The sequence below is a fragment of the Chryseobacterium capnotolerans genome (assembly GCF_021278965.1).
GTDB classification, from domain to species: Bacteria; Bacteroidota; Bacteroidia; order Flavobacteriales; family Weeksellaceae; genus Chryseobacterium; species Chryseobacterium capnotolerans.
The window spans coordinates 710,920-726,615 of the sequence record NZ_CP065589.1; the positions used below are offsets into that span (position 1 = coordinate 710,920).

The window sequence follows — 15,696 nt, forward strand, 5'->3', positions numbered from 1 at the left end:
AAAATAAACTATACATATGAAAAAGAAATTCACTTGGAAAAAAGCCATTTATATCGTGTTGGGGCTTTTATTTGCAGTGGCATTGTTCTCAGGGATCGGTTATCTTATAAAATCAAATTCCCAAGAAAGCGAGGCTTTCCTTACCCGTAAACCTAGTATCCAGAATATGGATGATAAGGTAATGGCCACTGGGAAAATTGTTCCAAAGGAAGAAATTGAAATTAAACCCAATATTACTGGGATTATCGATAAAATTTTAGTGAAGGAAGGTGATAAAGTGGAAGTAGGCCAGCTGATTGCTACTGTGAAAATTGTACCAAGTATTTCTGAAGTGAATGCAGCTCAGCAGGAAGTTCAGAATGCACAGATTCAGATAAGCAATGCACAGATGAATGTTGGGAATATGCAGAAGCAGTTTGAAATGCAGGATAAGCTTTTTAAGCAAGGTGTAGCTTCCAGACAAGAGTTCCTTAATGCTCAACAGCAGCTATTCTCACAGCAACAGACCTTGAAAAATGCTCAGCAGCAGTTGAATACTGCACAGAAAAGATTGCAGATCGCAAAAACCGGAGCTACTCCTGAACTTCAGGGGCAAGGTTTAGCTACCACTCAAATCCGTTCCAAAGCTTCAGGGACTGTTCTTGAGGTTCCTGTAAAATTAGGAAGCCAGGTAATTGAAGCGAATAACTTTAATGCAGGAACAACCATTTGTTCAGTAGCCGATCTAAATTCTCTGATATTCAAAGGAGAAATTGATGAAGCGCAGGCAGGAAAGTTAAAGCAAGGAATGGATATGAATATTGTAATCGGTGCATTACAGAATAAAACTTTCCCTGGGAAGCTGACTATGATTGCTCCTAAAGGAAAAGACAATGCAGGAACTATTAAATTCCCGGTAGAAGGAAACGTAGATAATCCTAACAATGAATATATCAGAGCCGGATTCTCTGCGAATGGAGAAATTGTATTAAGCTCACAGAAAAATGCTTTATTACTGGATGAATCTTTAGTTCAGTATGAAAAGAAGCAAGGAAAAGATGTTCCTTTTGTAGAAGTAAAGCAGACAGATGGAAAATTTAAGAAAGTATATGTAAAGCTTGGAGCCAGTGACGGGATCAATGTTCAGATTCTTCCAGGATCCAATATTACAAAAGATTCTGAAGTGAAAGTTTGGAATCCTTCTGATAAAGACAAAGAAGAGTTGAAAGAAAAAGCAAAAGCAAAATAATAAACTTACTATACATTTTAAACTGTTAGATCCCGGAGTATATTCTTCGGGATTTTTTTATAAAAACCAGATATTATATTGATGTAATAAATCAGAAGTTTGAAATGTCTTATTTTTAATTATAAAATAAAACTATGAAGAAAAGCTACCTAATTTTGATCCTCTTTGTCATTGTGAAATTTGTCCTTCAATATTCCTTGGTAAGCCCTGTATACGATTTGCAAAGAGATGAATATTTGCACTTAGATCAAGGTAATCATCTTGCTTGGGGGTATATTTCTGTTCCTCCCGTAAGCTCATGGATATCGTGGCTGATAAAAATATTGGGAGGTTCTGTATTTTGGATTAGATTTTTTCCGGCTTTATTTGGAGCATTGACGATGGTTGTTGTCTGGAAAGCTATTGAAGAATTAAAAGGTGGTATTTTTGCATGTATTCTTGCAGCCTTAGGGTTATTGTTATCTTCGCTGCTCCGATTGAATATGCTTTATCAGCCCAATTCATTGGATGTTTTGTTGTGGACTTCTTTTTTCTACATTCTGATAAAATACGTCAATACAGAAAAAGTAAAGTGGTTATATTGGGGTGGAGGTATTTTTGCAATCGGAATTTTGAACAAATACAATATTGCTTTTCTTGCATTAGGATTTATCCCTGCACTTCTCATAACAAAACAAAGAAGGATTTTTCTAAATCCGCATACTTACGGAGCTGCACTTTTAGCATTAATAATTATTCTTCCCAATCTTATCTGGCAGTATAATAACGGATTTCCGGTAATTCACCATATGAAAGAGCTTTCCGAATTTCAATTGGTGAATGTAAACAGGTTTAACTTTTTGAAATCTCAGCTTTTATTCTTTATTGGTGTTGCGTTTGTTATCCTGTTGGGCTTTTATGCATTATTATTTTATAAAGCTTTTGAAAAAATCAGGTTTTTTTTTCTGGGGATATGTTATTACCATAGCAGTATTTATGTTTTTTAGGGCAAAGGATTATTATGCTGTAGGTATTTATCCTATATACATTGGATTTGGAGCTGTTTATCTTGAGAATATTTTAAATAGTGGATGGAAGAGATTTCTAAAACCAGTTTGTCTTCTACATCCTATCCTTTTGTTTTTGCCAATATATAATTTGGCATTTCCTAACAAAACTCCAGAATCTATAGTGAAAAATCCAGAAAATTATAAAAAATTTGGGCTCTTGCGCTGGGAAGATGGTAAAGATCATTCCTTACCTCAGGATTTTGCTGATATGCTGGGGTGGAAAGAACTGGCACATAAAGTAGATAAAGAATATTCACGATTATCAAAATCCGGGAATACTTTAGTGCTTTGCGATAATTATGGACAGGCGGGAGCAATTAATTTTTACTCAAAAAAAGGCGTAAAGGCTGTTTCATTTAATGCCGACTATATCAACTGGTTTGATTTAAGTAAGGAATACAAAAATCTAATTAGAATTAAAGATAGCTCAGAAGATGAACTTGAAAAGACAGGAGCTTTTTTTAAACATTCTGCAATAGCAGATTCTGTTACCAGTCCTTATGCAAGAGGAAAAGGAACAATTATTTTCAGTTTTGAAGATGCCAATATTGATATACGAAAGAGACTTCAGGATGAGATTGATAAAATGAAAGATCAATGGAAAAAGTAAATTTTATTTTGAGGCCCTCTTAACAAATAAAAAAAATATTAATGCAACTTTATTGCGTTAATTGAATTTTATTGTAATTTTATCTCCTTAATAAATTATATCTCAACTGAAATATGCAAAGTAAAAATTTTGATGTTATTATCATAGGTGGAAGCTATGCTGGCTTATCAGCAGGAATGGCATTGGGAAGATCCTTGAGGAATGTTTTGATTATAGACGACGGGAAACCCTGTAACAGGCAGACCCCGCATTCACATAATTTTATTACTCATGATGGAAAAACGCCAAAAGAAATAGGAGAACTTGCGAAAAAGGATGTAGAAAAGTATGACAGTATTCAGTTTTATGATGGTAAAGTAATCAGAGTAGCCAAAAATACTGATGGTTTCTCTGTAGAACTATCTTCCGAAGATACATTTTATGCTAAAAAAATTATTTTGGCTTCAGGAGTAAAGGATATAATGCCTGATATTCCTGGATTTACAGAATGTTGGGGTATTTCTGTTATACATTGCCCATATTGTCATGGCTATGAGGTAAGAAATGAAGTAACAGGAATTCTATCTGATGGAGATTTGGCTTACGAATTTTCTAAACTTGTTTTTAATTTGACGAAAGAACTTACTTTATTTACTAACGGAAAAACTAAACTTACCCATGAGCAGGTTGAAAAATTGAGACAGAATACCATCAACCTTAAAGAAGATGAAATTGTGAAGCTTGAACATGAAAACGGAAATATTCAAAAAATTATATTTAAAAATGGGAATGAAGTTTCTCTAAAAGCTTTGTATGCGAAAATTCCTTTTGAACAGAATATTGATGTATCTGAATTGGCCTGTGAGTTAACAGAACATGGATTTATCAAAGTAGATTTTATGCAGAAAACTTCTGTTCCCGGAGTTTTTGCCTGTGGAGATAATACAACCATGATGAGGTCGGTAGCTAATGCTGTAGCACAGGGCAATTTTGCTGGAGCCATGGTAAATAAGGAACTTTCGGAAGAAGAGTTTTAGAGATTTACTTTATATGATTGAATGGTATAAAAGATTTGATTGTTTTTCGGATATTTCATTATTTAGTGCTTAAAATCATTTTTATCCATACCAAAATCTCAGCGAAAAATCCGTACATTTGGGGTGAAAAATTTCAAAAACTAAAAGTAAAATGGATATTATTTTCGACCTGATTGAAAAGGAAAGACAAAGACAGGCCCATGGATTAGAGCTTATCGCATCAGAAAACTTTGTTTCTGAAAATGTGATGAAAGCAATGGGAAGTGTACTGACAAATAAATATGCTGAAGGGTATCCCGGAAAAGATATTACGGTGGATGCGAAGTTGTAGATGAGGTTGAAACATTAGCGATCAACAGGGCGAAAGAACTTTTCGGTGTAGACTATGTGAACGTACAGCCGCATTCCGGATCTCAGGCGAATGCAGCCATTTATCTTGCTGTTTTGAAACCAGGAGATAAGATCATGGGAATGGATCTTTCAATGGGTGGACACCTTACTCACGGTTCTGCTGTGAACTTCTCAGGAATTCAGTATGAAGTAGTTTCTTACGGAGTAGAAAGAGAAACAGGTCTTATCGATTATAACCAAATGAGAGAAGTTGCTTTAAGAGAAAGACCGAAAATGATGATCGCTGGATTTTCGGCTTATTCAAGAGATCTTGATTATGCTAAATTCAGAGAAATCGCTGATGAAATTGGAGCGACTCTTTGGGCTGATATTGCTCACCCTGCAGGTTTAGTAGCAAAAGGATTATTAAATTCACCATTTGAACACTGCCACGTTGTAACCACTACCACTCACAAGACATTAAGAGGTCCAAGAGGAGGAATGATTATGATGGGGAAAGATTTTGAAAATACTTACGGTCATAAAACTCCAAAAGGAGAAACAAAAATGATGAGCCAGGTATTGGATGGAGCTGTATTTCCAGGAATTCAGGGTGGTCCGTTAGAGCATGTGATCGCTGGTAAGGCGGTTGCTTTCGGAGAAGCTTTGGATGGTCAGTTTGAAACGTATGCAAAACAGGTTAAAGCTAATGCACAAGCTTTATCAAAAGCAATGATCGACAGAGGATTTGATATCGTAAGTGGAGGTACAGATAACCACTTAATGCTGGTAGACCTTAGAAATAAAGGCGTAAATGGTAAAGAAACAGAAAAAGCATTAGTGCTTGCTGATATTACTTGTAACAAAAACATGGTTCCTTTTGACGATAAGTCTCCATTTACAACATCTGGTATCAGACTGGGAACAGCTGCTATCACAACAAGAGGGCTTAAAGAAAATGATATGGAAACTATTGCGGGATTAATCTCTGAAGTAGTAGACAATATCAAAAATGAAGAAGTTCTTGCGTCTGTGAGAAAGAATGTTAATGAATTAATGGAAGGAAAAGCGTTATTCAACTACTAATAAATAGTATAATATAATATAAAGAATGGGCGGAAGCTCATTCTTTTTTTATCCACATGGAAAAGAAATCTTATACTTTTGATGAAATTAAGCAGAAACTGGTGAGCTATTGTGTGTATCAGGATCGTTGTCATGCCGAGGTAGAACAAAAAATGAGAGAGTTTTTATTGATTGATGAGGCAAAGGAGGAAATTATCCTTTATTTGATGAATGAAAATTATCTTAATGAAGAAAGATTTACCAGAAGTTATATCAGAGGAAAATTTTACATTAAACACTGGGGAAGGAATAAAATCAAAATGAATCTTAAGCAAAAGCAGATTTCTGAAAAGATGATTAGTATGTGTTTTGATGAAATATATGAAGATGATTATACGAAAACCATTACAAGAATCTATGAAGACTATTCTTCTAAGCAAAAGGGACTGCAGGAATATCAAAAAAAAGCAAAGACTATAAAATATTTGATGAGCAGAGGTTTTGAATATGAGAAAATAAATGATATTTTTGACTAAATATTAATTAAGTTTTAAAATCATAATTATTTTAGACTTTTAAAAAAGATAAAGATCAAATAGTTATAAAAAAAGAAGCAAATTACTCACAAATATCACTCTTTGCTGAATTTTTATGGTATGATTTTTGTCAATCATTTGCTCTATTGACTGACTCTTAATGATTTCAGAAAATAGGTAAACATCAAATTTATTTTTGATTTCAGTGAAGGAATAAAATTTTATTTTATTTTTGCATGATTGTATCGAAATTATCTTTGGTGGATAATTGAATCTTACACGAATTAAAAATATGGACACAAATATAGACAATGTATAATTCTCTTAGAAAAAAAATATTTGGAGGAGATAATGTTGTCAATCTCTCAGACGTAAGATATCTTCCTAGATGGATAATATTAGTATTAGATATTATTATTCTGGTTATATCTCTATTTCTTTCTACCTATATTATAGAAAAAATTACTCAAAAAGAATTTATCTATCATGAAGATAAAAGTATTGTATTTGCTTTTATTATTATGATAAATACCATTTTTATGTATGTTTTTAAGACATATGTTGGGATTATCAGACACTCTACCTTTATCGATTTATTTAAATTGCTTGTATCATGTTTTAGTACAATGTTTGTTGTTGCTACGATGAATATCGTGTACTTTTGGATTACTGGTGGAAAGTTTATTTTGACCCCTTATCTGGTATTGTATTTTGTAATTTCTTTTATGGGATTATTTCTCTTTAGACTTTATGTTAAAGAGTTTTTTCACATTGTAAGAGAATATAGAAGAAGTACCTTGAAAAAAAGAATCTTAGTGCTGGGTATTGATGAGCAATCTATAGCAATTGCAAGAGCAATTTTAGATAATCCAAACCTTCCTTATCATGTAGTTGGATTTTTGACGCAGAGATCAGATTCAAAAAGAGCATCACTTTTAGGTAAACCCATTTACGCAAAAGAATGGATCGAGAATACAACCAAAGATGATCTTGTTATTGATGGGGTTATTATTGTAAAAGAAATGATGGCTAAAGATGAAATGAACTCATGGGTCAATTTATTTTTAGAAAAAGACCTTAATGTTTTTAAAGCTCCATCTGTACAAAAATTAAGAGATAGTGATCTGGGAGGCTCCATTAGAAATCTTCAGATAGAAGACCTTCTTAACAGAAAACCTATCAAAATTGAAAATGAGGAGGTCAAGAGCCGTCATTATGGAAAAGCAGTACTTGTAACAGGTGGTGCAGGATCTATTGGCAGTGAAATCATAAGACAGGTTGCGCAATTTACTCCCTCTTTGATTGTTGTATTAGACCAAGCAGAAACACCATTATACGACATAGAACTTGAAATGAAAGAGAAGTTTCCTCATATCAGGTTTAAATTTGTTTTGGCAGATGTATCTAATCTACATAGAGTAGAGCCGTTGTTTCAGATGTATAATTTTTCGATGGTATATCATGCCGCTGCCTATAAGCATGTACCTCTTGTTGAAGACAATCCAAATGAGGCTATTCGTGTTAATGTTTTAGGTTCAAAGAATATAGCTGTTTTATCCAGTCGTTATAAAGTGAATAGATTTGTAATGATTTCAACGGATAAAGCTGTAAATCCTACTAATGTAATGGGGGCTTCTAAAAGAGCTGCGGAATTATTTGTACAGTCTTTACAACATGCTGAAGGAAATACAACAAAATTTATTACTACAAGATTTGGAAATGTTTTGGGGTCAAATGGATCAGTTATTCCTTATTTTAAAAAACAGATTGAAGCTGGGGGCCCGGTTACAATTACACATCCAGATATTGTACGATATTTTATGACTATTCCAGAAGCCTGTGAGTTAGTTTTACAAGCTGGTACAATGGGACATGGTGGTGAAATTTTTGTTTTTGATATGGGGGAGCCTGTGAAAATTTTAGACTTGGCAAGAAGAATGATTAAATTATCAGGTTTTGAACCGAATATTGATATAAAAATTATTTATACAGGTTTAAGACCTGGTGAAAAGTTGTATGAGGAATTATTAAGCGATAATGCGAAGGCACTTCCGACACATAATGAAAAGATTATGATCTCTAAAGATCCGACAATGTCGTTTTCTGAAATAGAAAGTCTTGTTAATTTGATTGGTGAAGCTTCTATAAATAAAGAAAAAGTTGAGGTCGTTAAAATTTTGAAATTAATAGTACCTGAATTTATAAGTAATAATTCAATCTACGAGGTTCTAGATAAATAGGAAAAAATATAAATGTATATTTGTACAATTTTTAAGATATAATGAAAGGTAAAATATTAGCCATATCACTGGTTTTTTTATTGGTTTCTTGTAAAACTAATCAGAATGCTCAGAATGATTTAAACTATATGCAGAACATAGAGCAGATTGCTGTTGAATCATCTGCTAAGAATTCTGATAATATAATACAGGCAGGTGACCAACTGGTTATTTTGATTACAGCAAAAGATATGAATGTTGTAAAACCATTTAATCAAAATTATTATTCTTCTGAAATGATTCAGGGTAATAGTTTTGCAGGTAGCAATACACCTGGTCAGGGAAATGCTAGTATATCAGGACCTACATATATTGTGGATCGTAATGGGAATATAGATTTCCCGATTATTGGTTTGCTAAATACAAAAGATAAATCTCTGGTAGAATTTAAAGATGAATTAAAAAATAAAATAAGTCAATATGTTATTAACCCAACAATAAATGTCAGACTTGCAAATTTTAAAGTCACAGTTTTAGGGGAAGTAAACAGACAAGGGGACTACACAATTGCTAATGGACAAGCTACAATTCTCAATGCATTGGGGCTTGCTGGAGATTTGACCATGTATGGTAAAAGAACAGATATATTAGTGATTAGAACCGAAAATGGTACAGTTACACATGGTAGAGTTAATTTGCAGGACGCTAATCTAATTAATTCTCCATACTTTCATCTAAAACAAGGAGATGCTATTATAGTTTCATCAAATAAGACAAGAGATTTATTGGCTAAACAGAACCCCAATACAGGAATTTATCTAACAGCCGTTTCTATTGGTATTACAGCTATTGCTGTAGTTGTAAGTTTATTTAAAAAATAAAAATGTTCCCATTATATTCATAAAATTCTTAATAATCACACAAAGAATGAAATCATATAGAATAGCAGTTATTGGGCAAGGATATGTAGGGTTGCCTCTGTCATTAGAGTTTGCTAGACATTATCCTGTTTTAGGTTTTGATATTAATATAGAAAGAATTAATCAGCTTAATAAGGGGTATGATATAACATTAGAAGCAGATTCTGAAAAATTAAATGAAGAGTTAAAGAATTATATAAAAGCAGAAGGAAGTATAGGTTATAAAGCAACAAATGAGTTACATGAAATTTCAGATTGTAATATATTTATAATAACAGTTCCCACTCCCATAGATAAATTTAATGCTCCTGATTTAAAACCTTTAATATCAGCTTCCAAAATGTTGGGTGAAATCATTAAAGTAGGAGATATAATAATTTATGAATCTACTGTTTTTCCTGGATGTACTGAAGAAGAATGTGTTCCTATTTTAGAGAAATATTCTGGTTTACAATTTAATAAAGATTTTTTTGTAGGATATTCCCCTGAAAGAATCAACCCAGGAGATAAAGTAAACACTTTAACAAGTGTAAAAAAAGTAACGTCAGGGTCTACAGATGAAATAGCAACAGAAGTAGACAACTTATATAAAAAAATCATTACCGCAGGAACCCATAAGGCTCCTAGTATTAAGGTAGCTGAGGCTTCTAAAGCAATTGAAAATGCACAAAGAGATGTGAATATTTCTTTTGTTAATGAGCTAGCTTTAATTTTTGACAAAATGGGAATTGATACCAATGACGTTCTCGAGGCAGCAGGAACAAAGTATAATTTCTTAAAATATAAACCCGGTTTAGTTGGAGGGCATTGTATCTCTGTAGATCCTTATTATTTAGCTCATAAAGCAGAACAATTGGGATATCATCCGGATGTTATTTTATCTGGTCGAAGAGTCAATGATTCCATTGCAAAATTTATAGCTTCGAAAGTGGTGAAATTATTAATAGCCAAAAGTAATATTATCAAAAATTCACAAGCTTTAATTTTAGGAGTGACTTTTAAAGAAAATTGCCCGGATGTTAGAAATACAAAAGTCATTGATATTTATAGCGAGTTAATAGATTATGGAATAAATGTCGATATTTTTGATCCTTGGGCAAATAAACTAGAGGTTAGAGATGAATATGGAGTTGATATTCTTGACCAACTTCCGGAAAATAAAAAATATGACTCTATTATCATTGCAGTATCTCATGAAGAGTTTCTCACATTAGATTTTGAAAAACTAAGAAAAGAAGTTAGTGTTATTTTTGATACTAAATCTTGTATTGATAGAGGCTTAGTAGATGCAAGACTCTAATCTTTTGATAATAAAAATTAATTAATATCTGTTGTTAAATATAGCAACATAACAATTTATAAAATTTAAAACTAAATAATGGATAATCCAGTTATTGAAGAATCAGAAAAAGGAATTAACATTCAGGAAATAATTAAACCCTATTTAAGAAACTGGATGTGGTTTATTATTGTTCCTATCATATGTTTAGCTTTAACTTATCTTTATTTAAAGTTTGTAACACCTATATATAATATTCAATCATCAGTATTAATTAAAGATGCTAAAAAGAATTCCCCTGTAGCTGCAGATTTAGGTGTTTTGAAGGATTTATCCGGATTTGGAGGAATGGGGACCAATAGTATTCAAAATGAAATAGAAATTTTTAGATCAAAAAAATTAATGTATGAAGTTGTAAGAAAAAATAAATTACAGACTTCAATATATTCAATATCCAAATTAAATGATAAGGAACTTTATAAAGAAACATCGCCGATAATTATTCAGATTATTAATGAAAAACCTTACACAAAAAAAATAGGGGCTGTAACAATTAAGATTTCTGGTCAAAATATTATTTTAACAAGTGATAGTTTCTCAGAAATTAAAACACAGTTCAATAAGACAATAAATCTTCCCTATGCACATTTGTTAATTACCAGAAATCCAGGATATATTAAATCTAAATCCGAGGATGCAAGCAATATGTATTTTACTTATTCTACGCTGGAAGGAGCTGTAAATTATTATCAAAAACTATTAAATGTAGATTTAGTTAATAAAGATGCAACAGTTATAGGGTTATCATTAAATTACGCCAATATCAATAAAGCTAAGGATATCGTAAATACTTTGGTAGAAGCATATAATAGTGATGCTATATATGACAAAAATTCTGAGTCGAAAAAAACAAAGGATTTTATTGATGACAGAATAAATATTATATCAAAAGAACTAGGACAGGTTGAAAATGAAAAAGAACGTTTCAAATCAAGTAACAAAATTACTGACCTTTCAACAGAAGCTAAAATAAGTCTTGAAACATCAGCCGAAGCAAGAGCAAAACAAATTGATTTAGAATCACAGTTTGAATTAACCAATGCTTTGATTGATTTTATGGGAAGACAAAATAGCACTCAAGTATTACCAGTAAATATTGGTTTAAACAATACAACGGCATCTGCAAATATAACTGCTTACAATCAACTTGTATTAGAGAGAAATAGATTGCTTGAAAATGCAACACCTCAAAACCCACTAATAATAGATCTTAATAAACAAATTTCTTCACTTAGAGGTTCCGTAATGGAAAGCTTAATAAAAAATAGAACTGGATTACAATTAGCTAAAAATCAATATGAAGGAGAACAGAACAAAATCAGTTCTAAAATTATTAAAATTCCTGCTCAGGAAAAAATGTTTAGGAGTATTGAAAGACAACAGCAGATAAAAGAAAATTTATATTTGCTTTTATTACAAAAGAGAGAAGAAACTGCAATTTCATTAGCAGTTACTGCAAGTAAAGCGAGAATCGTAGATTATGCTTATGCTTCTCCTAGCCCTGTAGCCCCTAAAAAATGCTATACTTAGCAGGTGCATTATTATTAGGAACTCTTTTACCTTTTGCTTTTATTTATCTTAAAGAAATACTTAATAATAAAATTAAGAGTAAGCATGATTTAGAAAAGCTTTCTCATGCCCCTGTATTAGGAGAGTTACCAAGTATTTTAAAAGGAGACCCGGATATTGTACAGGTAAATGATATTTCACCGATGGCAGAAGCCTTCCGAATTTTAATTACCAATATGAACTTTTTATTACCAAAAAGGGATAAAGGGAAAGTTGTTTTTGTTACTTCTACAGTTAAGGGTGAAGGGAAAACTTTTACTTCGGTTAATTTAGCTTTGACCTTAGCTACCCCTAGTAAGAAAGTGATTATTATAGGCTCAGATATAAGAAATCCCCAACTCCAACGTTATAATACTGCCCGAAAAGGCTTAAAAGGTTTGACCGAATATTTGTATTCGGATCAAACCAGACTAGAAGACATTGTGCACATTACTTCATTTAATCCACATTGTGATGTCATTTATTCAGGGGCGATTCCTCCAAATCCTACAGATTTATTGAGTAATGGAAGATATGAAAAATTATTGGATGAGCTGAAAGCTAAATATAATTATATTATTCTAGATACTGCTCCTTTATTACTAGTGACGGATAGCTTTTTATTTGCAGACTTAGCCGATGCTACAATATATGTTACAAGGTCTAGATATACCGAAAAAGCTCTTATTGAATTTGCCAACAGTAATATTGATAGTCATAAAATTAAGAATGTAGGTTTTGTACTTAATGATGTGGATAAAAATCATTATGGATATGGTAATAAGTATGGTTATGGTTATTCTGCTAAAGAAAAAAATTGGTTAGAAAAAATTAAAGACAAATTGTAATGCCTAAAATTATTAATGTAATACTTTCCGGAGGAGTAGGCAGTAGACTTTGGCCTTTATCAAGAAAACATAAGCCTAAGCAGTATTTGAATATTTTTGGTGAAAAATCTCTTTTCCAGTTGACAGCAATTAGAAATATTGGTTTATGTGATAGTCTAATTGTGATAGGTAATACAGATAACTTTGAATTATCTTCAGAAGCATTAAAAGAGATCAAAGTAGATCAATATGGTCAGATCATAGAAGCTACTCCAAGAAATACAGCTGCAGCTATTGCTTTTGCAGCGTTTTCTGCAGATAAAGATGATATTTTACTTATTACACCATCAGATCATTTGATAGAAGATGAAGATGAATATAAAAAATCATTTATTGAAGCAATTAGTTTGGCGAAAGACGATTCAATTGTGACGTTCGGGTTGGTTCCGACTAAACCAGAAACCGGATTTGGTTACATTCAAGTACAGGGTAATAATGTTTTAGGTTTTAGAGAAAAACCTAATCAAGAAACTGCTCAGGAATTTTTAACAAAGGGTAATTTCTTATGGAATTCGGGGATGTTTTGTTTTAAAGCTGGGGTTTTTTTGGAAGAGCTTAAAAAATATCAACCTGATGTATATATAAAATCAGAGATTGCTTTTAATGCAAAAAATGGGGATCAATTACCTTTTGAAAAAAGTATGGATATTCCGTCTATATCTGTAGATTATGCAGTAATGGAAAAAACAGATCGACTTAAAGTTGTAAAATCAAGTTTTAAATGGTCTGATATGGGGTCTTTTGAATCTTTATATTATTATTTAAAGAACAATGGGCATACGACAGACGAACATGGAAATATGGTAATTGGTACCAATGTTCATACAGAGTTTTTAGGAATTAAAAAAAGTATTTTAGTTGTTACGCCTGATGCAATCTTAGTACTGAAAAGAGAAAAAGCTCAAAAAGTAAAGGATGTCTATGAGAAACTAGGGTCTAAAAGTATTCTGCAATAAATTCTTAAAAAATAAAAAAAGTTTAATTGAGGAAATCTGCAAACTCCAAAGAAATAGGTTGCTGGTTATACATTCTATTTATTAATATTTTTATAAACATTGAGAATACTTCACTATAAAGACCAAATTCTGTTAATTATATTACCATTTAAGAAATTTAGTTTCAATAATTCACATTAATGAGCCAGACTAAAACTGCAATTACAAACGTAATTTTTTTATTTTTAAGAATGCTTTTAACAATGTGCATTTCTTTGTATAGTTCAAGAATTGTGCTTGAAGCTTTAGGTATTATAGATTACGGAATTTATAATGTTGTAGGGGGAATGGTTACTTTGATTTCTTTTTTACATTATTCACTTAATGGCGCTAGCATACGTTTTATGAATTCAGCGATGGCCTTAAGTGATTTTTTCACAAATAAAAATTGTCTTTAATACAATTTTTATTACTCATATTATGATTGCGTTATTGATTGTTTTACTAGGAGAGACAATTGGGATATGGTTTTTTTACAATAAACTTAACATTCCAGAGAATAGAGTTTATGCGGCAAGTTTAGTTTATCATTTTGCAATCCTAACCATGGTACTGAATGTAATGCAAATTCCATATGATTCAGCAATCATAGCCCATCAAAAAATGAAAGTTTTCGCTTTTGTTTCTATCCTAGAATCTATACTTAAGTTAGCAGTTGCTTTTATTGTTCTCTATTCTGCGCATGATCATTTAATAGTATACGGTTTTTTATTATTAATAGTCAGTCTTGTTATTCGTTTAATATATCAATATTATTGTAGAAGAAAATTTAAAGAATGTAGATTAAATTTTGTTTTTGATAGAAAATTATTAAAAGAAATCTCTGTTTTCTTTGGATGGGATTTAATGGGTAATGTAAGTGCTTTATCAAGGAATCAAGGAATTAATATTTTACAAAATATATTCTTTGGTGCAATAGTTAACGCAGCTATGGGGGTTGCAGGTATAATCACCAATGCAATCAATTCCATTGTAGCAAATATCAGTTTTGCATTGAGACCACAAATTTTTCAATCTTACTCTTTGAAAGACTACAAAAATGTTTTTTTATTAGTAGAAACCGGAACAAGGGTAAGTTTTTTCTTATTAATTCTTGGGGCAATTCCTTTTTTATTAGATACGTCCTTTTTTCTTAGCCTTTGGTTAAAAGAGGTCCCTAAGTATAGTATTGAATTTACTCAACTACTCCTTATTTCAATATTAGTAGGTTCTCTTTATGATTACCTAACTATTTTAATCAATGCTACTGGAAAGATAAGACCATTAAGTATCTTAAGTACTATCGTATATAGCTCAAGTGTTTTATTATCTTTTATTTTATTGAAAATAGGTTTTGGGGTGTTTACAACCTCTATTATTCATATTTCAGTGACTGCATTAATGGGGTTTGGAATACTATTTATTGTAAACAAACTTATACCCGATTTTTTAATTACTACATTTATTAAGAATGTATTATTAAAGAGTTTATTTATTTTTACAATCGCATTCTTACTTTGTTTTTTTGTTCAGAAATTTGTTTTACCTAATGAGATTTATTTAAGATTAATCATTGATGTTATAATTATCTCAGTTATTTTAATTCTGATTGGGTTTAATAAAAAAGAAAAAGCAGAAATAAGAAAAATAATAATGAAATATTTACCTTTAAATTCATAATATTATGAGAATAGCTTATTGCTTTCACTCTCTTTTTCATCATGGAGGGGTAGAAAAGATACTTACCACAAAAGCCAATTATCTTGTGCAAAATTTTGAATTTGAAGTTTTTATTATTACTTATAATCAAGGTGATAATCCTATTTTTTTTGAATTAGATAAAAGAATAAAACTAATAGATATAGAAGTTGGTGAGTTTACACATCAAAATTCTAATTTTATCAGAAATAGAATTGCATATCAGGAATATAAAAAAAGTTTAAAAATAAACTTGCAAATGTTTTAAAAGAAATAA

11 protein-coding genes and 2 pseudogenes are annotated in these 15,696 nt (G+C 31.3%); all 13 read left to right on the forward strand.

The window, feature by feature from the left end; genetic code table 11:
* The first annotated feature begins 16 nt into the window (after nt 1–16).
* Nucleotides 17–1,228, forward strand: coding sequence for an efflux RND transporter periplasmic adaptor subunit (locus H5J24_RS03300; RefSeq protein WP_068944403.1), 1,212 nt, complete (start codon nt 17–19; stop codon nt 1,226–1,228).
* A gap of 134 nt (nt 1,229–1,362) precedes the next feature.
* Nucleotides 1,363–2,214 carry a glycosyltransferase family 39 protein gene (locus H5J24_RS03305; protein ID WP_232816021.1) on the forward strand — a complete coding sequence of 284 codons (852 nt, stop codon included), beginning with the start codon at nt 1,363–1,365 and terminating at the stop codon, nt 2,212–2,214.
* 184 nt (nt 2,215–2,398) lie between these two features.
* Complete coding sequence (locus H5J24_RS03310) at nt 2,399–2,887, forward strand: hypothetical protein (RefSeq protein WP_232816022.1); 489 nt, start codon at nt 2,399–2,401, stop codon at nt 2,885–2,887.
* 113 nt (nt 2,888–3,000) lie between these two features.
* Nucleotides 3,001–3,903 (forward strand): NAD(P)/FAD-dependent oxidoreductase, encoded by a 903-nt coding sequence (locus tag H5J24_RS03315; protein ID WP_068944401.1) that lies wholly within the window; start codon nt 3,001–3,003, stop codon nt 3,901–3,903.
* Nucleotides 3,904–4,054: 151 nt separating this feature from the next.
* Nucleotides 4,055–5,319 (forward strand): annotated as a pseudogene (glyA, locus tag H5J24_RS03320) (serine hydroxymethyltransferase).
* Between the two features lie 50 nt (nt 5,320–5,369).
* Nucleotides 5,370–5,834, forward strand: coding sequence for a regulatory protein RecX (locus H5J24_RS03325; protein WP_390881162.1), 465 nt, complete (start codon nt 5,370–5,372; stop codon nt 5,832–5,834).
* A gap of 311 nt (nt 5,835–6,145) precedes the next feature.
* The gene (locus tag H5J24_RS03330; RefSeq protein WP_068944399.1) at nt 6,146–8,074 is read left to right on the forward strand and encodes a polysaccharide biosynthesis protein; all 1,929 of its coding nucleotides are present in this window, start codon (nt 6,146–6,148) and stop codon (nt 8,072–8,074) included.
* Nucleotides 8,075–8,115: 41 nt separating this feature from the next.
* Nucleotides 8,116–8,934: a polysaccharide biosynthesis/export family protein gene (locus tag H5J24_RS03335; RefSeq protein ID WP_068944398.1), complete on the forward strand. Its 819-nt coding sequence runs from the start codon at nt 8,116–8,118 to the stop codon at nt 8,932–8,934.
* Between the two features lie 46 nt (nt 8,935–8,980).
* A complete protein-coding gene (locus tag H5J24_RS03340) occupies nt 8,981–10,273 on the forward strand; it encodes a nucleotide sugar dehydrogenase (protein ID WP_068944397.1) in 1,293 nt (430 codons plus the stop codon).
* Nucleotides 10,274–10,351: 78 nt separating this feature from the next.
* Nucleotides 10,352–12,708 (forward strand): annotated as a pseudogene (locus H5J24_RS03345) (GumC family protein).
* Nucleotides 12,708–13,703 (forward strand): mannose-1-phosphate guanylyltransferase, encoded by a 996-nt coding sequence (locus H5J24_RS03350; RefSeq protein ID WP_068944395.1) that lies wholly within the window; start codon nt 12,708–12,710, stop codon nt 13,701–13,703. Before H5J24_RS03345 ends, H5J24_RS03350 begins: the two are co-directional and overlap by 1 nt.
* A 459-nt stretch (nt 13,704–14,162) precedes the next feature.
* Nucleotides 14,163–15,401, forward strand: coding sequence for an MATE family efflux transporter (locus H5J24_RS03355; RefSeq protein WP_232816023.1), 1,239 nt, complete (start codon nt 14,163–14,165; stop codon nt 15,399–15,401).
* A 4-nt stretch (nt 15,402–15,405) separates the two neighbouring features.
* Entirely contained in the window at nt 15,406–15,687 is a 282-nt protein-coding gene (locus H5J24_RS03360; RefSeq protein WP_232816024.1) for a glycosyltransferase family protein, read from the forward strand.
* The last annotated feature ends 9 nt before the right edge of the window (nt 15,688–15,696 follow it).